The organism is Actinomadura latina NBRC 106108, from assembly GCF_001552195.1.
Classification (GTDB): domain Bacteria; phylum Actinomycetota; class Actinomycetes; order Streptosporangiales; family Streptosporangiaceae; genus Spirillospora; species Spirillospora latina.
In genome coordinates this window covers 325,401-346,675 of record NZ_BCQS01000005.1, presented here as the reverse complement: position 1 = coordinate 346,675, position 21,275 = coordinate 325,401, and the positions used below count along the sequence as shown (strand labels likewise).

General features: G+C 73.7%; 21 protein-coding genes. 16 read left to right on the top strand and 5 right to left on the bottom strand.

Annotated elements, in window-relative coordinates; genetic code table 11:
- The first annotated feature begins 8 nt into the window (after window positions 1–8).
- The 5 genes from AL2_RS07915 to AL2_RS07895 all read left to right on the top strand — a co-directional run bounded on the left by AL2_RS07915 (window position 9) and on the right by AL2_RS07895 (window position 5,417).
- On the top strand, window positions 9–863 hold the full coding sequence (locus AL2_RS07915) for a hypothetical protein (protein ID WP_067631441.1): 855 nt from the start codon (window positions 9–11) through the stop codon (window positions 861–863).
- The gene (locus AL2_RS07910) at window positions 860–2,371 is read left to right on the top strand and encodes an NADH-quinone oxidoreductase subunit NuoF family protein (RefSeq protein WP_067631439.1); all 1,512 of its coding nucleotides are present in this window, start codon (window positions 860–862) and stop codon (window positions 2,369–2,371) included. The genes AL2_RS07915 and AL2_RS07910 overlap by 4 nt, the downstream gene beginning before the upstream one ends.
- Window positions 2,372–2,499: 128 nt before the next feature.
- Window positions 2,500–3,132, top strand: a complete 633-nt coding sequence (locus AL2_RS07905) for a DUF4142 domain-containing protein (protein WP_245666518.1) — start codon at window positions 2,500–2,502, stop codon at window positions 3,130–3,132.
- Between the two features lie 37 nt (window positions 3,133–3,169).
- Complete coding sequence (locus tag AL2_RS07900; RefSeq protein ID WP_067631437.1) at window positions 3,170–4,633, top strand: DUF1996 domain-containing protein; 1,464 nt, start codon at window positions 3,170–3,172, stop codon at window positions 4,631–4,633.
- A gap of 124 nt (window positions 4,634–4,757) precedes the next feature.
- Window positions 4,758–5,417: an SDR family oxidoreductase gene (locus tag AL2_RS07895; RefSeq protein ID WP_067631435.1), complete on the top strand. Its 660-nt coding sequence runs from the start codon at window positions 4,758–4,760 to the stop codon at window positions 5,415–5,417.
- Window positions 5,418–5,443: 26 nt separating this feature from the next.
- Here AL2_RS07895 and AL2_RS07890 read toward each other — a convergent pair whose 3' ends face one another.
- Complete coding sequence (locus AL2_RS07890; RefSeq protein WP_067631433.1) at window positions 5,444–7,246, bottom strand: AMP-dependent synthetase/ligase; 1,803 nt, start codon at window positions 7,244–7,246, stop codon at window positions 5,444–5,446.
- Between the two features lie 237 nt (window positions 7,247–7,483).
- Between AL2_RS07890 and AL2_RS07885 the strand changes: the two genes are divergently transcribed.
- The 5 genes from AL2_RS07885 to AL2_RS07865 all read left to right on the top strand — a co-directional run bounded on the left by AL2_RS07885 (window position 7,484) and on the right by AL2_RS07865 (window position 11,330).
- The gene (locus AL2_RS07885; protein ID WP_067631431.1) at window positions 7,484–8,179 is read left to right on the top strand and encodes a copper homeostasis protein CutC; all 696 of its coding nucleotides are present in this window, start codon (window positions 7,484–7,486) and stop codon (window positions 8,177–8,179) included.
- Between the two features lie 66 nt (window positions 8,180–8,245).
- Window positions 8,246–9,013, top strand: a complete 768-nt coding sequence (locus AL2_RS07880) for a metallophosphoesterase family protein (protein WP_067631430.1) — start codon at window positions 8,246–8,248, stop codon at window positions 9,011–9,013.
- A 64-nt stretch (window positions 9,014–9,077) separates the two neighbouring features.
- Complete coding sequence (locus tag AL2_RS07875) at window positions 9,078–9,512, top strand: SRPBCC family protein (protein WP_067631428.1); 435 nt, start codon at window positions 9,078–9,080, stop codon at window positions 9,510–9,512.
- Window positions 9,513–9,657: 145 nt separating this feature from the next.
- Complete coding sequence (locus tag AL2_RS07870) at window positions 9,658–10,626, top strand: ROK family glucokinase (RefSeq protein WP_067631426.1); 969 nt, start codon at window positions 9,658–9,660, stop codon at window positions 10,624–10,626.
- Window positions 10,627–10,628: 2 nt separating this feature from the next.
- A complete protein-coding gene (locus AL2_RS07865; protein ID WP_067631423.1) occupies window positions 10,629–11,330 on the top strand; it encodes an endonuclease/exonuclease/phosphatase family protein in 702 nt (233 codons plus the stop codon).
- Here AL2_RS07865 and AL2_RS07860 read toward each other — a convergent pair.
- Window positions 11,327–12,175: a hypothetical protein gene (locus AL2_RS07860; protein WP_067631421.1), complete on the bottom strand. Its 849-nt coding sequence runs from the start codon at window positions 12,173–12,175 to the stop codon at window positions 11,327–11,329. The genes AL2_RS07865 and AL2_RS07860 overlap by 4 nt on opposite strands.
- A 365-nt stretch (window positions 12,176–12,540) precedes the next feature.
- Between AL2_RS07860 and AL2_RS07855 the strand changes: the two genes are divergently transcribed.
- The 6 genes from AL2_RS07855 (at window position 12,541) to thiI (ending at window position 17,887) form a co-directional block, all read left to right on the top strand.
- Entirely contained in the window at window positions 12,541–13,275 is a 735-nt protein-coding gene (locus tag AL2_RS07855; protein ID WP_067632471.1) for a lysophospholipid acyltransferase family protein, read from the top strand.
- Entirely contained in the window at window positions 13,272–14,450 is a 1,179-nt protein-coding gene (gene macS / locus AL2_RS07850) for a MacS family sensor histidine kinase (protein WP_067631419.1), read from the top strand. The genes AL2_RS07855 and macS overlap by 4 nt, the downstream gene beginning before the upstream one ends.
- Before the next feature lie 17 nt (window positions 14,451–14,467).
- Window positions 14,468–15,106, top strand: a complete 639-nt coding sequence (locus tag AL2_RS07845; protein WP_174550825.1) for a response regulator — start codon at window positions 14,468–14,470, stop codon at window positions 15,104–15,106.
- Window positions 15,107–15,112: 6 nt separating this feature from the next.
- Window positions 15,113–15,331 carry a hypothetical protein gene (locus tag AL2_RS37310; RefSeq protein ID WP_157438053.1) on the top strand — a complete coding sequence of 73 codons (219 nt, stop codon included), beginning with the start codon at window positions 15,113–15,115 and terminating at the stop codon, window positions 15,329–15,331.
- A gap of 194 nt (window positions 15,332–15,525) precedes the next feature.
- Window positions 15,526–16,551: a 6-phosphofructokinase gene (locus AL2_RS07840; RefSeq protein WP_067631415.1), complete on the top strand. Its 1,026-nt coding sequence runs from the start codon at window positions 15,526–15,528 to the stop codon at window positions 16,549–16,551.
- Between the two features lie 103 nt (window positions 16,552–16,654).
- Window positions 16,655–17,887, top strand: coding sequence for a tRNA uracil 4-sulfurtransferase ThiI (thiI, locus tag AL2_RS07835; protein ID WP_067631413.1), 1,233 nt, complete (start codon window positions 16,655–16,657; stop codon window positions 17,885–17,887).
- Window positions 17,888–17,918: 31 nt separating this feature from the next.
- Here thiI and AL2_RS07830 read toward each other — a convergent pair whose 3' ends face one another.
- The 3 genes from AL2_RS07830 to aroF form a co-directional block, all read right to left on the bottom strand.
- On the bottom strand, window positions 17,919–18,821 hold the full coding sequence (locus AL2_RS07830; protein WP_067632470.1) for a DUF5954 family protein: 903 nt from the start codon (window positions 18,819–18,821) through the stop codon (window positions 17,919–17,921).
- A 40-nt stretch (window positions 18,822–18,861) separates the two neighbouring features.
- Window positions 18,862–19,788 (bottom strand): DMT family transporter, encoded by a 927-nt coding sequence (locus tag AL2_RS07825; protein WP_067631412.1) that lies wholly within the window; start codon window positions 19,786–19,788, stop codon window positions 18,862–18,864.
- A gap of 235 nt (window positions 19,789–20,023) precedes the next feature.
- Window positions 20,024–21,070, bottom strand: coding sequence for a 3-deoxy-7-phosphoheptulonate synthase (gene aroF, locus AL2_RS07820; protein ID WP_067631410.1), 1,047 nt, complete (start codon window positions 21,068–21,070; stop codon window positions 20,024–20,026).
- Window positions 21,071–21,275: the final 205 nt, after the last annotated feature.

The following is a 21,275-nucleotide window of genomic DNA, read 5'->3' as shown; positions in this document are numbered from 1 at the left end:
ATCCCGCGGTGCCCGCCTGGGTACTGCGCGTCGTGCTCGCCGGCGCTGTGCTGGTGCTCGTCGGCGCGGCGACCCCGCCGGGAGCGGTCGCGGTCGCGAACGTCCAGTACTTCCTCAACTTCTACGCGGGCGTCTTCGCCCTCGTCTCCTACACCACCGCGGTGATGTGCGGGCTGCTCGCCACGGAGCGGCTGATCCTCAAGATCCGGCACCGGGTGCTCGCGCAGGCGGTGCACCGCGCCGCCGCGGTGGTGGCCACGGCGATGCTGGTCGCGCACGTCTCGGTGAAGGTGATGAACGGGCTCGCGCTGCCGGTCAACATCGTCGTCCCGGACGGCGGCGCCATCGGGCTCGGCACGATGGCGGCCGAGCTGATGGTCCTCGTCCTGATCACCGGGATGGTGCGGGCGAAGTTCGCGGTCCGCGGCAAGACCTGGATGTGGCGGTCGACGCACGTGCTCGCCTACATCGCCTGGCCGATGGCGATCGTGCACGGCCTCATCACCGGCCGCGCCGCCGCGAACTGGGTGGTGCTCAGCTACGTGATGAGCGTGGTGCTGGTCGCGCTCGCCCTGGTCACCCGCATGATCGTGGTGATCAGGCCGCGGGACGTGCCCCGCGCCGGCGACGAGGTCGACGCGTTCTCGCGGCCGGACGGCGCCGGGCGCGCCCGGTACCGGCGCGAGATGGCGCGGCGCGAGCACGAGGAGGGCCGCGCCGCCGCGATGTCCCGCGGCTACGACGCGCGCGACTACGACGACCTGGACCAGGACGACTACCGGGACGACCCGCGCCGGACCATCGCCGACCCGCGCGGCATGCCGGTCACCGGCCAGGGGCGTGACACCGAGGTCCTGCGATGACGTCGACGGTCACCGTCTCGGGCATCGGCGGCCCCCGCCTGACGCTCGGGTTCGACCGGTTCGACCGGCTGGACATCGACCGGCACCTGGCGGTGCACGGCAAGCTCCGCGCGCCGGGGCTGGACGACCTGGTCCGCATGGCCGAGCAGGTCGACATGCGCGGGCGCGGCGGCGCCGGCTTCCCGTTCGCCCGCAAGCTGATGGCGGTCGCGGCGCGGATCAGGCATCCGACCGCCGACCAGACCGCGCTGCTGCCCGGCGAGCGGGCCGACGAGCGCGGCTCCAGCGAGAACGTCGTCGTGGTGGTGAACGGCGCCGAGGGCGAGCCGGGCAGCTCCAAGGACAAGGTGCTGCTCGGCCGGGCCCCGCACCTCGTCCTCGACGGCGCGCAGATCGCCGCGTCCGCGCTCGGCACGCAGCGGATCGTGGTGGCCGTCGAGGACGACGAGGCCGCCCGCTCGGTCCGCGCCGCGATCAGCGAGCGGCGGATGCCGGCCCGCGTCGTCCGGCTGACCGAGCGGTTCATCTCCGGGGAGAGCGGCGCGGTGGTCCGCGCCATCAACGGGGAGATACCGATCCCGCCGGGCGTCAAGGTCCGCGCGTCCGACTCCGGGGTGGACGGGTTCCCGACGCTGCTGTCCAACACCGAGACGTTCGCGCAGCTCGCGGTGCTGGTGTCGCTCGGCCCCGACCTGTACGCCTCGGCCGGGACGGAGGAGGAGCCGGGCACCACGCTGCTCACGATCGGCGGGACCCAGGTCGTGGAGGCGCCCTACGGGACGCCGCTGCAAACCGTCCTCGACCACTGCAAGGTGCCGCCGTCGCCGGGCGTGCTCGTCGGCGGCTACCACGGCATGTGGCTCGACCCCGCCGGGGTGTCGCGGGCCCTGCTGTCGCGCGCCGGGATGCGGCGCGTCGGCGGGACGGTCGGCGCCGGCATCATCCTGCCCCTCACCCAGGGCACCTGCCCGCTCGGCGAGGTCACCCGGATCGCGTCCTACCTCGCGGCGCAGTCCGCCGGGCAGTGCGGGCCGTGCCGGCTCGGGCTGCCCGACGTCGTGCGGTCGCTGAACGCGCTCACCGAGGGCGCTGGGACGGTGGAGGACGTCCGCCGCGCCGCCGGCGTGGGCCGGGGCCGCGGCGCCTGCACCCACCCGGACGGGACGGCCAGGTTCGTGCTGTCGGCGATGGAGGCGTTCGGCGCCGACATCGACGCGCACCGGTGGGGCGGCGGCTGCGGCCTGTCGACCTACGGCGTGCTGCCGCTCCCGGTGCCGGACGGCTCGGAGGGGCGGGTGGCGATCGACTGGAGCCGGTGCGACGGGCACGGCCTGTGCGCCTACCTCGTCCCCGAGCTCATCCAGCTCGACCGGTACGGATTCCCCGTGGTGCTCGGCACCGACATTCCCGCATGGCTGGAGAAGGACGTGCAGAAAGCGGTCGCGATGTGCCCGGCATTGGCGCTGCGCGTCGTCGACGGCGTATCTGGAGCGACGTCGCGGCGATGAAGCGCGGGTACCGAAAAAAAATATGACGAGAAGTGGACATCGTTGAACCTTCGCGCTAATGCGGTGCGTATTGACGACCAGACCCGCGTCGTGTCCTTCGAAGAGATCGAGAGAGGAGGTAGGTGATCATGGGGAAGGCTTACGGAATGGCCGGGGTGCGCAGACTCCCGCGCCTGGGCGGCGGACGCCTGCTCCTGGTTCTGGCGGTCGTAGCCGCCGTGACGGCCGCCTTCGTGGTCGTCATGAACCCGGTCGGCGTCCCCACCAGCGGCGCGGCTAGCCTCGGCGGCACCGTGAACACCAAGTGGGGACGGCTGAGCGCCCTGGACAGAACGGTTCTCGTCAAGGTCAGGCAGGCCAACCTGTGGGAGATGCCCGCAGGCCAGCAGGCCCAGCAGCGTGCCGCGGCCCCCAGAGTGCGGGAGGTCGCCGGCATCATCGCGGCCCAGCACCTGCAGCTGGACACCGCTACCCGCGCCGTCGCGCAGCAGCTGGGCGTACTCCTCCCCGTTGAACCCAATGGGTCGCAGAAGAGCTGGCTGAGAGAATTGTCGGGCAAGTTCGGGGCCGATTACGACAAGACCTTCGTGCTGCGGCTCCGCGCCGCGCACGGGCAAGTGTTCCAGCTCCTCGCCAAGGCCCGCGCGCAGACCGAGAACACCGTGATGCGGTCGTTCATCGAAAGCGGTATGAAATTCGTGAACACGCACATTTCGCTGCTGGAGAGCACCGGCCTGGTACCCAGGCGTGCCCTGCACTGATTCGCACATTCCCACCCCGCAAAGGGAGACCTTTTCCATGGGACGAAAGACGAAAGCCTTCGCCGTGATGATCCCGGCGCTCGCCCTGGTCGCGACGGCCTGCCAGGAGACCCCCGGCGCCGTGGGCCAGCCGAACGGCGTGCAGACGAGCAAGGCGGCGAACCCGGCCGCCTACCCCGGACAGCCGGCCGCCGGCAACGGCATTCCCAACCTGCAGGGCGGCGGTCAGCAGAACGGCGGTCAGCAGAACGGCGGCCAGGGCTACGGCCAGCCGACCGCCCAGCCGGCCGCTCAGCCGACCGCCCAGCCGACCGCCCAGCCGACCGGCGGGGCGGGCGGCGGCCAGCCGGGTGACGGCGGTCAGATGGGTGACGGCGGTCAGATGGGTGACGGCGGTCAGATGGGTGACGGCGGCCAGATGGGCGACGGCCAGCAGAACGGTGACCAGGGCAACGGTGGCCAGGGCGACGGCCAGAACGGTGACCAGGGCAACGGTGGCCAGGGCGACGGCCAGAACGGTGACCAGGGCAACGGTGGCCAAGGCGACGGCCAGAACGGCGACCAGGGGAACGGCGACCAGGGGAACCAGCCGCCGCCCAACCCGGAGCTGCGCGCCGACCAGTTCGTCGACATCCGCAAGGCGCCCCGTGTCCGGCAGCCGCGCCGCACCCGCCAGGCGTCCACCGGCGTGTTCGCGTCCAACTGCGGCGTGAACGAGGGCCAGGCGCACAGCAACCCCGACAACGTGCTCGCGGCGCCCGGCGTCGTGAACGGCGCGCACCACATCCACGACTACGTCGGCAACCTCGACACGAACGCGTTCTCGACCGACGAGACGTTCGCCGCGGCCGGGACGACGTGCACGAACGGTGACAAGTCGGCCTACTTCTGGCCGGTGATCCGGCTCCGCGACGGCCAGGACGCCTCGGACCGGGCCGAGCAGAGCACGGCGGACGGCAACGTCGGCAGCATCGTCACCCCGGCCAGCGTGAAGCTGCAGTTCCTCGGCAACCCCCGCGCCAAGGTGAGCGCGATGCCGCAGTTCATCCGGGTCGCCACCGGTGACGCGAAGTCCGTGACCAACGGCCTGAAGAACGCCCACGCGTCGTGGACGTGCAGCGGCTTCGAGAACCGCGCGTTCACCGACAAGTACCCGCTCTGCCCGCAGGGCAGCCAGGTCGAGCGCGTCCTGAACTTCCCGAGCTGCTGGGACGGGCAGAACACCGACAGCGCCAACCACCGCGACCACATCGTCTTCCCCGACGCGCGGACGGGCGCCTGCCCGCAGGGCACCAAGGCCGTCCCGCAGCTGCGGATGACCATCGCCTACAAGCTGCCGGCCAAGCCCCTCGCCTTCGCGCTGGACAGCTTCCCCGAGTCGGGCCACGACCCGGTGACCGACCACGGCGACTTCATCAACGTGATGGGCGAGCAGCTCATGCAGCAGGCCGTCACCGCCATCAACAAGGGCGCGCGCACCACGGGCAAGCGCCGCCGCTGACCCGGTCCCGTCGTCCGGAACGTCCGGACGGCCGCCGCCGGCTCCCGGAAACGCGGCCGGTGAGGTCCGACCTCACCGGCCGCGTCCGCGCGCGTCCGGCCGCCGGCCGTCCTACGATCGCGGCATGGACATTGTGATCGCGGGCGGGCACGGGAAGATCGCGCTGCGGCTTTCCCGGCTGCTGGCCGCACGGGGCGACGCCGTACGCGGCATGATCCGCAATCCGGACCACGCGGCCGACATCCGGGACACCGGCGCCGAACCGGTCGTGTGCGACCTGGAGTCCGCGGACGCGGCCACGGTCGCCGGCCACCTGGCGGGCGCGGACGCCGTCGTGTTCGCCGCCGGCGCCGGGCCCGGCAGCGGCGCCGCCCGCAAGGACACCGTCGACCGCGCCGCGTCCGTGCTGGTGGCGGACGCGTCGGAACGCGCCGGCGTGCGCGGCTTCGTGCAGATCTCCGCGATGGGCGCAGGCGAGAAGGCCGCGCCCGGACGCGGCGAGGTCTGGGACGCCTACATCAAGGCCAAGGGCGAGGCGGAGGACGACCTGAGGGACCGCGCCGCGCTCGACTGGCTGATCCTGCGCCCCGGCGGGCTCACCGACGAGCCGGGCACCGGGCTGGTGCGGCTGGAGGAGCCGCCGATCGGGCACGGCACGGTCACCCGCGACGACGTGGCGGCGGTCATCGTGGCGCTGCTCGACGCCCCCGGCGTCCGCCGCCGCACGCTCGACCTGCTGAACGGCGGCACCCCGGTCGAGGACGCCGTCGCCTCCCTCCGCTGATCCGCTGATCCGCTGATCCGCCGCGGCTACGCGGTGTAGAGGGCCTCGATCTCGTTCGCGAAGTCCTTCAGCACGACGTTGCGCTTCACCTTCAGGCTCGGCGTCATGTGGCCGGCCTCCTCGGTGAAGTCGACGCCGAGGATGACGTGCTTCTTGATCGCCTCCGCGCGGCTGACCGACTTGTTGGCCTCGGCGACCGCGGCCTCGATCTCGGCGACGAGGTCGGGGTCGCGGCGCAGCTCCTCGACGGTCATCGCCGCGGGCTTGCCGTGCTGGGCCTTCCAGGGGGTGAGCGCCTCCTCGTCCAGCGTGACGAGCGCGCTGATGAACTTGCGCCCGTCGCCGACGACGAGGCACTGGCTGACCAGCGGGTGGGCGCGCAGCCGGTCCTCCAGCGGGGCGGGCGCGACGTTCTTGCCCGCCGCGGTGACCAGGATCTCCTTCTTCCGGCCGGTGATCTTCAGGAAGCCGTCCTCGTCGAGGGAGCCGAGGTCGCCGGTGTGGAACCAGCCGTCCTCCAGGGCCTCCTTGGTGGCGGCCTCGTTGTTCCAGTAGCCGCGCAGGACGTTGATGCCGCGGACGAGGACCTCGCCGTCGCCGGCGATGCGGATGTCCACGCCCGGGATCGGCCGGCCCACCGTGCCGATCTTGATGGCGGTGGGGCGGTTGACGCTGGCGGGCGCGGTCGTCTCGGTGAGCCCGTAGCCCTCCAGGATCGTGATGCCGACGCCGCGGAAGAAGTGCCCGAGGCGCTCGCCCAGCGCCGCCCCGCCGGACACCGCGTACTCGACCTTGCCGCCGACCGCCGCGCGCAGCTTGCCGTACACGAGGATGTCGAAGACCTTGTGCTTCGCCCTGAGCCCGAGGCCGGGGCGGCCCGCGTCCAGCGCGCGGCTGTAGGCGACCGCGGTCTCGGCCGCGGCCTTGAAGACCTTGCCCTTGCCGTCCGCCGCGGCCTTCTGCTCGGCGCCGTTGTAGACCTTCTCGAACACGCGCGGGACGGCCAGCAGGAACGTCGGCTGGAAGGAGGCGAGGTCGGGCAGCAGGTTCGGGATGTCGCTGTGCCCGAGGATGATGCCGCCCTCGATCGTCGCGACCTCGATCAGCCGCGCGAACACGTGCGCGAGCGGCAGGAACAGCAGCGTGGAGCTGCCCTCGACGGCGACCTCGGATATCGCGCCCTGCACGGCGTTGCGGGCGGTCGACACGAGGTTCCCGTGGGTGATCTCGCAGCCCTTGGGGCGCCCGGTCGTGCCGGAGGTGTAGACGAGCGTGGCGACGTCCGCGGCGGTGCGGGACCGGCGGCGCTCCTCGACCACGTCGTCGCCGACGTCCGCGCCGAGCCCGACGACGTCCTCGACCCCGCCCGCGTCGATCTCCCACACGTGCGCGAGGCCGGGCAGCCGGTCGCGGACCTCCGCGACCCGCGCCACGTGGTCGGCGGTCTCGGCGAACACGGCCTTCGCGCCCGAGTCGCCGACGATCCACTCGATCTGCTCGGCGGACGACGTCTCGTAGATGGGGACGGAGATCGCGCCCGCCGTCCAGATCGCGTAGTCGAGGACGGTCCACTCGTAGCGGGTCCGCGACAGCAGGCACACCCGGTCGCCGGACTCGATCCCGGCGGCCGCCAGGCCCTTGGCGACGGCCGCCGTCTCGGCCGCGAACTCGGCCGCGGTGACCGCGCTCCACGCCGGGAGGTCTCCCGAGCCGCTCTTGCGGCGCGCCACGATCGTGCCGGGTTCCTCGGCGGCCCTCGTGAAGGGCGCGTCGGTGAGATTGGCGGAGTCGGGGACCTCCACCATCGCGGGGACGCTGAACTCGCGCACGGCCCACTCCTGTTGTCGGTCTGCCAGATCGGCGGGAAGTCTCCGGAGGCTTCTCCGCACCCGAATGATACCTATGAGTAGGGATTTCGCCCGTCCGATCATCATGCCCGCCTCGCGGCGAACCGCACCCCGGGGGGTTAACGGCACGGCAAAGACCGCCCGGCGTCCCGTGGCGGCGGCCCTCCCGTCGCCTACGCTTGTCCCGCTCGCACAACGGACGCCGTTCGGGGGAAAGCCATGTCGCTGCTCGAAGTGATCGCGCTGACCGCGGACGACGCGCGGGCGGCCCAGCAGGGCGGCGCCGACCGGATCGAGGTCGTCGCCGACATGGCCGCCGACGGGCTCACCCCCGATCCCGACCTCGTCGCCGCCGTCCGGGCGGTCACGGAGCTGCCGCTGCGGGTGATGCTGCGCGCCAACGCGGGGTTCCGCACGAGCGGCGCCGAGCTGGACCGGCTCCGGCGGGCCGCCGCCGACCTCGCGGACGCGGGCGCGGACGGGTTCGTGCTCGGCTTCCTCGACTCCGCCGGCCAGGTCGACGCGGCCGCCACCGGCAAGCTCGCCGCCGTCGCCGCCCCGCTGCCCTGGACGTTCCACCGCGCGCTGGACCACGCCGCCGACCCCGTCCAGGCGTGGCGCACCGTCCGGCATCTCGGCGGCGGGCTCGACACCGTCCTCACGGCGGGCTCGCCGCGCGGCGTGGACGCCGGCGTCGGCGTGCTGGTCCGGCGCGCGGCCGAGGACCCCGGCGCGGCCGGGATGATCATGGCCGGGGGCGGGCTGCGCCGCAAGCACGTCGCGGTCCTCGCCGCCGCGGGCGTCACGGCCTTCCACGTGGGCACCGCCGTCCGCCCGGACGGCGCCTGGGACGCCCCCGTCGACCCGGCCCTCGTCCGGGAGTGGCGCTCGCTGGTGTCCGCCGCGACCGGCTGACCCGGCCCGCCGGCACGCGCCGACCCGCCCGTTTTCCCGGCCGGTCCGCCCCATTAGAGTCGGTTCATGAGGATCCACGTGGTGAGCGACGTCCATGGCCGCGCGGAGGCCCTGACGAGCGCGGCGGACGGTGCCGACGTCCTCATCTGCCTGGGCGACCTGATCCTCTTCATCGACTACCAGGACCACGGGCAGGGGATCTTCGCCGACCTGTTCGGCGAGGAGAACGCCGGCCGCTTCATCGCGCTGCGGACCGAGAAGCGCTTCGACGAGGCCCGCGCGTTCTCCCGGGGCCTGTGGGCGTCGCTGGAGGGCGACGCGTGGCCGCACATCGAGCGCGCGGTCGACCGGCAGTACGCGGAGCTGTTCGCCGCCATGCCGTCGCCGGCGTACCTGACGTACGGCAACGTCGACGTCCCGCGCATGTGGGGCCCGCACCTGCGCGACGGCCACCACGTTCTGGACGGGGAGACCACAGAGATCGGCGGGCTGCGGTTCGGGTTCGTCGGCGGCGGCCTCCGCACCGAGTACCGCACCCCCTACGAGCTGGACGAGGAGACCTTCGCCGCCAAGGTGGAGGCCGTCGGCGAGGTGGACGTGCTGTGCTCCCACATCCCGCCCGCCGTCCCGGACCTGCTGTACGACACCGTGGCGCGCCGGTTCGAGCGGGGCAGCGAGGCGATCCTGGACGCGATCCACCGGACGCAGCCGAGGTACGTGCTGTTCGGGCACGTCCACCAGCCGCTCGCGAGCCGGACCCGGATCGGCCGCACCGAGTGCGTGAACGTCGGGCACTTCCGCGCCCGCGGTGTTCCGCACGTGCTGACGGTGTGACGGATACGGTCGGAGCGACAGCGGGTCCGGGCGCGGGCCCGAGGACAGCCGGAGGGAGACGCAGATGGCGGACCGCACGAGTTCATCCATCACGGTCAAGGCCGGGAAGGCCGAGATCATGGCGGTGATCGCCGACCTGGAGGCCTACCCGGAGTGGGCGAGCGGCATCCGCGAGTTCACCGTGCAGGAGACCGGGGAGGACGGCCGCGCCAGGCGCGGCCGGCTGACCTTCGACGGCGGCCCGTTCAGCGACACCGTCGGGCTCGCCTACACCTGGGAGGGCGACGACCGGGTGACGTGGAAGCTGGTGGAGCCGGGCACGGTCGTCACCGGCCTGCACGGCACCTACGCCCTGGCCGAGGAGGGCGGCGGCACCGAGGTGACCTACGAGCTGGCCGTGGACGTCCGCATCCCGATGATCGGCATGGTGAAGCGCAAGGGCGAGAAGCGCATCATCGACTCCGCGCTCAAGGGCCTCAAGCGGCACGTCGAGCGCTGAACGCGGCCGGGAGGCGATACCGTGCACGCCGGTGGCGGGGGGATGATGGGAACGGCGGTGTGCGCACGGGACCGCGCCGAACCGCCGGCATCGGGTAGTGCGGCAGTGGCTCCAGCCGGGGCGCGCGAGGAGGAGGAAGCGTTACATGGCCCTGACCATCGGCGTGGATGTGGGCGGCACCAAGGTGGCCGCGGGGGTCGTCGACGACCGCGGGACGATACTCGAGAAGGTCCGCCGGCCGACGCCTTCGACGAACCCGAAGGAGACCGCCGAGACCATCGCCGAGGTCGTCGAGCTGCTGAAGGGCAAGTACGACGAGGTGTCGGCGGTCGGCCTCGGCACGGCGGGCTTCGTCGACGAGGCCCGCGCCACGGTGCTGTTCGCGCCGAACCTCGCCTGGCGGGACGAGCCGATCAAGGAGAAGGTCGAGAGCCTGGTCGGGCTGCCGGTCGTCGTGGAGAACGACGGCAACGCGACCGCCTGGGGCGAGGCCAGGTTCGGCGCCGGACGCGGTGAGAACTTCCTCGTCCTGGTGGCGCTCGGCACCGGCATCGGCGGCGGCATCATCATCAACGGCGAGCTGTACCGGGGCGCGTTCGGCATCGGCGCCGAGATGGGCCACTTCCGGGTCGTCCCGGACGGGCGGCGCTGCGGCTGCGGCAACCGCGGCTGCTGGGAGCAGTACGCCAGCGGCAACGCCCTCGTGCACGAGGCCCGCGACCTGGCCCGGGTGGCGCCCGCGATGGCGGGCCGGCTGCTGGAGCTCGGCGGCGGCCGGCCGGAGGGCATCAGCGGCCCCGAGGTGTCGCAGGCGGCCCGCGAGGGCGACAAGGCCGCCCTGGAGTGCTTCCGCACCATCGCGCACTGGGCCGGCCAGGGCCTCGCCGACCTCAGCGCCATCCTGGACCCGGGCGCGTTCATCATCGGCGGCGGCCTGTCGGACGCCGGCGATCTGCTGCTCGACCCGATCCGCTCCGCGTTCGAGGACGCGCTGACCGGGCGCGGGCACCGCCCGCTGCCCGACATCCGCATCGCCGAGCTGGGCTCGGCGGCCGGCATCGTCGGCGCCGCCGACCTCGCCCGCGTCCGCCCCTTCCAGGACGTGGTCGTCTAGGCGTGGAGGCCGTCCGCGTGCTCGGCTACAACGTCCGGTCGCTGCGCGACGACGCGGCGGCGGTGGCCCGCGTCGTCCGCGCCATCGCCCCGGACGTGCTGTGCCTGCAGGAGGTCCCGCGCTTCGGCGCCTGGCGCCTCGAACGCCGCCGGCTGGCGCACGCCTGCGGCATGAGGATCGCGGCGGGACGGCGGGCCTGCGGGCTCGCCGTCCTCACCGGCCCCCGCGTCCGCCGCGAGGCGCGCGAGTTCCACCTGCTCACACCGGACCCCGATCTGCACCGCCGCGGCCTGGCGATCGCCGTCGTGGAGGCCGGCGGCGCCCGCCTCATCGCCGCGAGCACCCACCTGGACCTGAAAGACGGCCCGCGCCGCCGCCACGTAGACGAGATCCTCACCCACCTCGACCGGGCCCGCATCCGCTACGGCGCCCCGGTCGTCCTGGCCGGCGACGTCAACGAAGAACCGGGCGGCGACTCCTGGACCCGCCTGACAGAACACTTCCGCGACGCCTACGAGAAGGCCCCCACCGGCGAAGAACTGACCTTCTCGTCCCGCAACCCCACCCGCCGCATAGACGCGATCTTCACCGACCCCGCAATCCAGGCAAGAGCCTCCGGCGTCCCGACGGACGAGGCCATCGCACGGGACTACCCGGCGGCCACGGACCACCGCCCGGTGATGGCCGACCTGGACCTCCCTTAGACCACCGCTCCGTCGTCGGGGTCGCGGGGCTCGTCGCCCATCCGGAGGACGAGGGTGACGAAGCCGCCGATGAACGCCGCGACGGCGAGGAAGGCGGCCCAGCCGGGGACCTCCCAGTCGAGGATGACGGTGATGAGCAGGTAGACGGGCCCGCCGATCAGCGCGATCCAGGCGCCCTTGGTGAGCGGGTCGGCGGCGGGCAGCGGCGGGGGAGGGGGCGGGACGTAGTGGCCGTCGACGTCGTCGTCGGGCGGGAACTCCGGCGTCTCCGCCGGCTTGATCACGCGGGCGCGGGGGAGGCGGCCGGTGCGGTCGTCGCCCTCCCGCGGGGGCTCGGCGGGCTCCCGGATGTTCTCCTCGTCCGGCCAGGGGACGTCGCCGTCCGGGACGGCGTCGTAACCGGCGACGATCTCGGCCCAGATGGCGTCCTCGTCGCGTTCGGCGGGGCCGCCCGCGTCCGGCCCGGCATCCCGCACGGGGCCGTCCGGCGCGGGGTCGGCGAGGTCGGTGTCCGCGCGGTCGGCCGTCCCGGCGCGCTCGGCGGGCTTGCCGCGCCCGTCGTCGGAGCCGCGCGCGGAGGCGTCGCGGAGCCGGGCGAGATGCACGCGGAGGATGCCCTCGGCGGTGGGCTTCATGTCGACGTCCACGTAGAGCCGGTCGAGGACGTCGCCGGCCACGGGCTCGGCGGCCGGCTCGGCGGCCTCCGGCAGCCCGGACGGCGAGGTCGCGTAGGCGGCGACCCCGGCCTCGCCGAGCGCCGCCAGCATCGCGTCCGCGAGATGCGGGGCGAGGTCGACCAGCGGGGCGTAGGTGTCGGCCGACAGTCCATTGCCACGGCGATTCACGGGGCCGGCTCCTTCGACGACTCCGGCGTGACCGACAGCACCGGCATGACGGCCTCCGCTCCCCCAACGACAGTGCGGTGCCCGGTCGCGCCCGCGGTACGCGGCGGCGCTCCCGGACACCCCGAAACGTGTGTCCCACGGTATTCGCTGCGCCGCGCGGGACAAGCCCTCCGGCGCACCCGATTGAGATTCACCGTTCAGAGCCTACGTTCCCGCGCGGCCCCGCCGCCTCGCGTACCGTGTCCCGTTCACGGGTACCGGCAAGTAGATCGGTGAGACGGGGAATGGAAAGATGTCCCATCATCTCCGGTCGGCCAGGGCCGATGGTGCTCGCCCCGGAGCACCGGTCCGAGGAAGGTGCCCGCATGCTGTGGTTCTGGATCCTGCTCAGGATCGTGCTGTCGCCGATCATGTACCTCGGCTGGTGGCCGCGGAACAAGGGCATGCGCAACGTGCCGATGCGGGGGCCGGCGCTGATGGTGAGCAACCACCTGTCGTTCGCCGACCACTTCTTCGGGCCGCTGCCGCTGCTGCGCCCGATCTACTTCATCGGCAAGGGCGAGTACTTCACCGGCAAGGGGCTCAAAGGGCTGATCAGCAAGGGCTTCTTCACCGGGGTGGGCGTCGTGCCCGTCGACCGGACGGGCGGGGACGCGGCCGAGGCGGCGCTGCAGACGGGGCTGCGGATCCTCGGCGAGGGCAAGCTGCTCGGCATCTACCCGGAGGGCACCCGGGCGCCCGACAACCGGCTGTACCGGGGCAAGACGGGCGTGGCGCGGCTGGCGCTGAAGTCCCGCGTCCCGGTGATCCCGATGGGGATGGTCAACACGTTCGAGCTGATGCCGCCCGGCCGGCCGTACCCGCGGCTCGGCGTCCGGCCCGGCGTCCGGTTCGGGAAGCCGATGGACTTCTCCCGGTACTACGGGCACGAGGACGACCACGAGGTGCTGCGCCGGATCACCGACGAGATCATGGCGGCGATCAGGGAGCTGTCCGGGCAGGAGTACGTCGACCGGTACGCCGCCGAGGTGAAGGCCGAGATGGCCGGCAAGCCGGTCCGGCCGGTGGAGGACGACGGTGGCTTGAGCGGCCACGAATGAAGGGGCTGGAGGCCGCGCTGTGGCGGGCCGTGGCGGTCTACCGCGGCCTCGCGCTGGTCTACGCCGCGGTCGTGATCGCCACGAACTTCGACGGCTACGCGCACCCGGCCGGCGGATGGGCCGTCCTCGCCGTCATGGCCGCGTGGACGGGCTACGCCGTGCTCGCGTTCGGCGACCCGCGGCGGCGCGGCCGGCCGCTGCTGGCCGCCGACCTCGCCGTCGCCGCGGGCTGCGTGCTCGCGACGGCGTGGGTGGAGACGTCCGCGAACATCGCCGCGGGGCGCCCCACGCTGCCGGTGTCGTGGGTGGCGGCCGCGGTGCTCTCGTGGGCGGTCGCCGGCGGGCGGCGGCTCGGCCTCACCGCCGCGCTCGTGCTGGCCGCCGCGAACCTGCTGGTGCACGCGATCGCCGGGACGAGCGGCGGCATCGGCGACACCACCTTCAACGGCATCGTGCTGCTGTTCCTCGCCGGGCTCGTCGTCGGGCACGTCGTCCGGCTGGCGCGCGAGGCCGAGGCGCGGCTGGCGCGGGCCGTGGAGCTGGAGGCGGCCAACCGGGAGCGGGAGCGGCTGGCCCGCCGCATCCACGACTCGGTGCTGCAGGTCCTCGCCATGGTGCAGCGGCGCGGCGGCGAGCTGGGCGGCGAGGCGGCCGAGCTGGGCCGGCTGGCGGGGGAGCAGGAGGCCGCGCTGCGCGCCCTCATCGGCACCGCCCCGGCGGCGCGGATCCCGGACCCGCGGGCCGCGGACGCCGACGCCGATCTTCGCCCGCTGCTGACCGCGCACGCGTCCACGTCCGTCACCGTCTCGACGCCGGCGACGGAGGTGCCGCTGCCCGCGCACGCCGCCCGCGAGGTCGCGGCGGCCGTCGCGGCGGCGCTCGACAACGTCGTGCGGCACTGCGGCGGCGCAGCCCGCGCGTGGGTCCTGCTGGAGGACGGCGAGGGCGGGGTCACCGTCAGCGTCCGCGACGACGGCCCCGGCATGCCCGCCGGGCGGCTGGACGAGGCGGCGGCGGACGGGCGGCTCGGCGTCGCCCAGTCCATCCGGGGCCGCGTCGCCGACCTCGGCGGCGAGGTCGTGATCGTCTCCGCGCCGGGCGAGGGCACCGAGATCGAGATGACCGTGCCCCGCCGCCGGGACGGACTCGTCCCCGGCCCCGCGCTTAGGGTGTGAGGGTGAGCCTGCGAGTCATGGTCGTGGACGACCACCCGATGTGGCGCGAGGCCGTCGCCCGCGATCTCGCCGAGGCCGGGCACGACGTGGTGGCGACCGCCGGCGAGGGCCGCGCCGCCGTTCGCATCGCGGCCGCGGCGCGCCCCCAGGTCGCGGTCGTCGACCTCCAGCTGCCCGACCTGAGCGGCGTCGAGGTGACCCGGTACCTGGCCGCCGCCGACCCGCCCGTCCGGGTGCTGGTGCTGTCGGCGAGCGGCGAGCAGCAGGACGTCCTGGAGGCGGTGAAGGCGGGCGCCACCGGCTACCTGCTGAAGTCCGCCGCCCGCGAGGAGTTCCTGGACGCCGTCCGCCGGACCGGGGAGGGCGACGCCGTCTTCACCCCGGGCCTCGCCGGGCTCGTCCTCGGCGAGTTCCGCCGCCTCGCCGCCGCGCCCGCCCGCGAGGACGACGGCGCGCCCCGCCTCACCGACCGCGAGACCGAGGTGCTGCGCCTCGTCGCCAAGGGGCTGACGTACAAGCAGATCGCGCACCGCCTCGTCCTGTCCCACCGGACGGTGCAGAACCACGTGCAGAACACCCTCGGCAAGCTCCAGCTCCACAACCGTGTCGAGCTCGTCCGCTACGCGATCGAGAAGGGCCTCGACCAAGAGGACTAGGCCCGTGTGAACGATGCTCCCGGGCTGTCCGCGCCGTCGAGCGGACCAGGGAGCGCAGTCCCCGCCTCGCCGCGCGCCCACCGCGACGATCTCGCCGCGGACACGGCGCGGGAGCTGGCGCTCGCCGAGGTCAGGTGGTCGTATGACGGCGAATGCCCGCCGCGTCCGCGGCGGCTCGCCGCGCGGCGGGCGCCCGGGGGAGTGGCGGTGCCGATTCGCGGGTAGACCCAGTTCTTCGGGCGGGACGCGTCCCGCCGACCGCCCGCAGGGCGAACGAGATGCCGCCGCCCGCGCCAGCGGCTATGGTCTAGACCAATGGCGGCGCCGGGACGTACGGTCGCGCGCCGCCCGGCCATGCGCGACCACGGTCGGAGCATGTGAATCGAGGGAGGAGCCCGGTGGCGGGAGAAGGAGACGGCATGCGTGTCGGAGTGCTGACCGGCGGCGGGGACTGCCCCGGTCTGAACGCGGTGATCCGCGCGGTCGTCCGCAAGGGCGTGCAGGTCTTCGGCTACGAGTTCGTGGGCTTCCGGGCCGGCTGGCGCGGGCCCCTCGAAGGCGACACCGTGGCCCTCGACGTCCAGGCCGTGCGCGGGATCCTGCCGCGCGGCGGGACGATCCTCGGCTCGTCCCGGACCAACCCGGTCAAGGTCGAGGGCGGCATCGAGCGGGTCAAGGACAACCTCGCCGGCCTCGGCGTGGACGCCCTCATCGCCATCGGCGGCGAGGACACCCTCGGCGTCGCGCGCGAGCTGTACGCCAACGGCGTCAACGTCGTCGGCGTCCCGAAGACGATCGACAACGACCTGAACGCGACCGACTACACGTTCGGGTTCGACACCGCGGTGAACATCGGCATGGAGGCCGTCGACCGGCTGCACACCACCGCCGAGAGCCACCACCGCGCGCTGATCTGCGAGGTCATGGGCCGGCACGCGGGCTGGATCGCGCTGCACGTCGGCATGGCCGCCGGCGCCAACGTCATCCTCATCCCCGAGCGGCCCTTCGACATCGAGAAGGTCTGCCAGTACGTGGAGAGCCGGTTCAAGACCCGGTACGCGCCGATCATCGTCGTGTCCGAGGGCGCCCACCCGGTCGACGGGCAGATGCAGCTGCAGACCGGCGAGCGCGACGCGTTCGGGCACGTCCGGCTCGGCGGCATCGGCCAGGCGCTCGCCGACGAGATCGAGAAGCGCACCGGCAAGGAGGCCCGCGCCACGGTGCTCGGGCACATCCAGCGCGGCGGCACCCCGACCGCGTTCGACCGCGTCCTCGCCACCCGCTTCGGCCTCCAGGCCATCGACGCGGTGAAGGACGGCGACTACGGCAAGATGGTCGCGCTCCACGGCACCGACATCGTCCGCGTCGGGCTGGACGAGGCGACCAAGGAGCTGAAGACCGTCCCGCTGGAGCGCTACGCCGAGGCCGAGGTGTTCTTCGGCTGACCGGCCCTCCCGGCGGGAACACGGTTACCGGGTCGCGGCGTTGCCCACTCTGGGCCACACTAGAGGCCCACCCCTCGACCTGTTCCCGCCAGGAGGACCCCGCATGACCACGCTCGACACCGCGCCGGCGGACGTCCGGGAGCATTCGCCGGTCGACGGCGAGCCGTGCGTGCTGCTCAAACTGGGCGAGGTCGTCCTCAAGGGCAAGAACCGCGAGCAGTTCGAGCGCCGCCTGGCCGACAACGTGCGGCAGGCCGTCCGGCCCATCGCCCGCGTGGACGTCGTCCGCCGCCACGGCGTCTTCATCGTCCGCAAGCACGATGCCGACCTGGCCACCATGGAGCGCGTCGCGCAGCGGATCAGCGACGTCATGGGCATCGTGTGGGCGCACCGCGCCTGGCGGGTCGGCAAGGACCTCGCCAGCGTCGAGCGCGCCGCCCTGGAGCTCATGGACGGCCGCACCGGCTCGTTCGCCGTCCGCGCCCGGCGCCGCGACAAGCGGTTCCCGCTGACCTCCGTCGAGCTGGACCGGCACATCGGCTCCCTCGTCGCCGCCCGCTACGGGCAGCCCGTCAAGCTCAAGGATCCCGAGCACACCCTGTCCATCGAGGTCGACCGCGACGAGGTGTTCGTCTACTCCGGCGGCCTGCCCGGCCAGGGCGGCCTCCCCGTCGGGATGAGCGGCCGCGCCCTCGTGCTGATGTCCGGCGGCATCGACTCGCCCGTCGCCGCCTACCGGATGATGCGCCGCGGCCTGCGCGTCGACTACCTGCACTTCTCCGGCATGCCGTTCACCGGCCCCGAGTCGATCTACAAGGCGTACGCGCTGGTCCGCGAGCTGGACAAGTTCCAGGGCGGGTCCCGGCTGTTCGTCGTCCCGTTCGGCAAGGCGCAGCAGCAGATCAAGTCGTCCGGCGCCGACCGGCTCGCGGTGATCGCGCAGCGCCGGCTGATGCTGCGCACCGGCGAGGTCCTCGCCCGCCGCCGGCGCGACACGGCGCTGATCACCGGTGACGCGCTCGGCCAGGTGTCCAGCCAGACGCTCACCAACATCACCGCGCTGGACGACGCCGTGGAGCTGCCGATCCTGCGGCCCCTCGTCGGCATGGACAAGGTCGAGATCATGGACCAGGCGCGCCGCATCCGCACCCTGTCGATCTCCGAGCTGCCCGACGAGGACTGCTGCACCCTGCTCGCGCCCCGCCGCGCCGAGACCAAGGCCAGGATCGACGACCTGCGCAAGATCGAGAAGCGCCTCGACGTGGACGAGCTTGCCGACCAGCTGGCCGACTCCGTCCAGGAGCACCGCCCGGCCTACGCCGACCCTGCGTCCTGACCCGGCGTGTGACCCTGCGTCCTGGCCCGGCTCAGCGGGCGTCGAAGTCGGTCGGGCGCGGGGGTTCGGGGCCGTCCGGGCCCATCAGGGTGATCCGCTCGATGCGGACGATCCGGAACCGGCGGCCGGCGACCGCGATGCCGTTGCGGCGGCTCTCGTCCTCCATCAGCTCCGCCGCCTCGGCGAACCGGGCGACGTCCGCCTCGGCCGGGCTCTCCACCGCCGGCACCACGTGCCGGAAGTAGGTGATCAGCGCGTCGCGGGCCTGCTGCGGGGCCTCGTGCAGCCGGCCGACCGGCCGCCAGCGCCGCTCGCTGCGCTCGGCCACCGTGAACGCGGGCGACAGCGCGACGGGCGTGAGGTACGCGCCGGACGGCTCGCTGCCCGCTGCCGCCGCCGCGTCCAGCACCTGGCACAGCAGCTCCGCGGTCGCGAAATCCGCCGCCGGGCCGTCCTCGGGCAGCAGGTCGTGGACCCGTGCGGGCGCGGCGCCGCGCCAGGCGGGCAGCGGGTCCAGGTCCGTCGGCCGGGGCGGTTCGGGCCCGTCCGGGCCGGTGCGGACGAGCTGCTCGATCCGCACGATGCGGAACCGCCGCCCGCCCGCGGCCATCTCGTCGGCCTGCTCGTGCTGCACCGTGCGGGCCGCGGCGAGCAGCTCGTGCTCCGCCGCGCCGCCCGCGAGCGCCGCGAGGTCCTCCAGCCGGCCGGCGAGCAGCTCGCGCGCGCCCTGCGGCAGCGGATCGCACGGGCACACGACCTGCCAGCCGCCCGGGACCTGCTCGGCGGCCGTGAAGAGCGAGCCCACGACCACGAGCTCCGGGTAGGCGGAGAGGGCGCGGCGCGCGTCCGCGAGCATCACCGCGGCGACCGGGTCGACGCCGTCCAGATCCTCCGGGAACAGCCGCCCCCCGGCGTCACCATCGCCCGTTGTCATGCCGGACATCATCCTCGCCGTGCCCGTTCCGGCCAATGGTTCAGACCAATTTGTTACCGGTGCGTTCCCGGCGGGCCGGCGCGATCAGCACGACCAGGCTCGCCGCCAGCAGCGCGAGACCGGCCAGCGCGGCGGCGCCCAGCCGCTCGCCCAGCAGGACCGTGCCGAGCGCCGCGGCCACCGCCGGTTCCGCGAGCGTCAGCGTCGTCGCCGTCGTGGCCGGGGTCGTGCGCAGGCCCCGCGCGAACAGCAGATAGCCGCCGCCCGTGGTGACCACGCCGAGGTAGAGCGCGATCAGCGCGCCCTGCCCGGTGAACAGCCACCCGGATCCGGTGCCCAGGACCGGGAGCAGCGGCACCGCCGCCGCCCCGAACAGCGCCCCCGCGACGGCCCGGTCCTCCTCGCCCCGCGTGATGAGGACGGACGCGACCGTCGCGTACACCGCGTACGACAGCCCGGACAGCAGTGCGAGGGCGATCCCGGCCGGCTCGACGCCCGCGTCCCGGCCGCCGCCGACGAGCAGGGCGCAGCCCGCGACGGCCCCGGCGGTCGCCGCCGCCCAGCGGCCGGCCGGGCGCGACCGCCGGGTCAGCGCCCCGATCACGCCGGCGAACGCGGGCGCGCTGCCGATCGTGACGACGGTGCCGGCCGCCACGCCGGTACGGCCGGCGGCGACGAAGAAGGCCGTCTGGTACACGGTGATCGCGACCGCGCCGAGGCCGACGAGGGGGAGGTTGCGGCGGTTCCCGAGCAGGCGGCGCAGCCCGGCGCCCGTTCGGGAGCCGCGGCGCGTGCCGGCCGCGAGGGCGAGCAGCACCAGGCCGCCGATGACGATGCGGCTCGCGGCGACCGAGAACGCCGACGCGCCGCCCGCGAACGTGCGGACGGTTCCGGTCGTCCCCCAGAGGGAGGCCGCCAGCAGGATGTCGGCGCCGCCGCCGAACCGAAGGGACGTGTTCCGTGACACGGAGAAGCTCCTGAGCTCGAATCGGGAGAGAACATCCGGATTCGGGGCGCAGGAGGACGCGGCCGGGCGCAGGCCGCGCCGGGCCGGTCACGATGCGCTGCGAGTGCGGTCGCCGCGCCCCGTCAGGAGCGCGGCGGCCCGCAATCAGGAGCCCAGTAAGCCATGGAAGGACGATACCCGCGCGGCGCCGGCAGGCAGGCGGGGGCGCGCGTCCTCCGCTGCGGTGGAGCTCCGCTCAGGCGGGGACGGCGTCCGGGTCCTGGGCCTGGGTGAGGGAGCGGCCCACGATCGGGGGCAGGTCGCGGACGAGCTTGGCCAGCTCGCGCAGGTCGCCGTCCACGAGGGCCTGCGGGCCGTCGCACAGGGCGGTCTCCGGGTGCGGGTGCACGTCGATGATCACGCCGTCGGCGCCGACCGCGATCGCGGCGCGGGTCAGCGGCAGCACGAGGTCGCGGCTGCCGCCCGAGTGCGACGGGTCCACGATCACCGGCAGGTGGGAGAGGCGCTGCGCCACCGGGACCGCGGAGATGTCGAGGGTGTTGCGGGTCGCCGTCTCGAACGTGCGGATGCCGCGCTCGCACAGCACGATGTCGAGGTTGCCGCGCTGGGCGACGTACTCGGCCGCCATCAGCCACTCCTCGATCGTCCCGTTCATGCCGCGCTTCAGCATGACCGGCTTGCCGGACTCCCCGGCGGCCTGCAGGAGGGCGAAGTTCTGCGCGTTGCGGGTGCCGATCTGCAGCATGTCCGCGTACGAGGCGACGAGCTCGACGTCGGCGGCGTCCACCACCTCGGTGACGATCGGCATGCCCGTCTCCTGCCGCACGTCCGCGAGGATGCGCAGGCCGGCCTCGCCGAGGCCCTGGAACGCGTACGGGGAGGTGCGCGGCTTGAACGCGCCGCCGCGCAGCAGCGTCGCGCCCGCGGCCTGCGCCATCTGCGCCGCGCCGAGCGTCTGCTCGGGGGTCTCCACGGCGCACGGGCCGGCGATCAGCGTCATGCTGCCGGGGCCGATCGGCACGCCGCCGACCCGGACGACCGAGCGCTCGCCGTGGTTCTCGCGGCTCACCAGCTTGTAGGGCGCCGAGATCCGGATGACGTCGCTGACGCCGCGCATCCCGCGCAGGTTCAGCGAGCCGAACTGCTGGACGTCGCCGATGAGCCCGACGATGGTCCGCTCCACGCCGCGGCTGACGAAGGCGTCGCCGCCCGCCGTCTCGACCAGTGAGACGACGGCCTTGACATCCGCTTCGTTGGCCTCCTGGGCCATGACGACGACCATTGGTGTGCTGCCTCTCCGTTATTGCCCGGAACCCCGGTGGGCTCCGCGGACGACCCCTGGAACAGAGAAAGCCCCGGGCCACTGCGGCCCGGGGCTTCTCGTTCTGTGGTCTGTCAGCGCAACGCCTGGCAGACCAGCCGCCCGGGCTGGCCGTACCAAAAGAAATAAACGACGTTGCGCACGGGCCCAAGAGTAGCCGATGTCC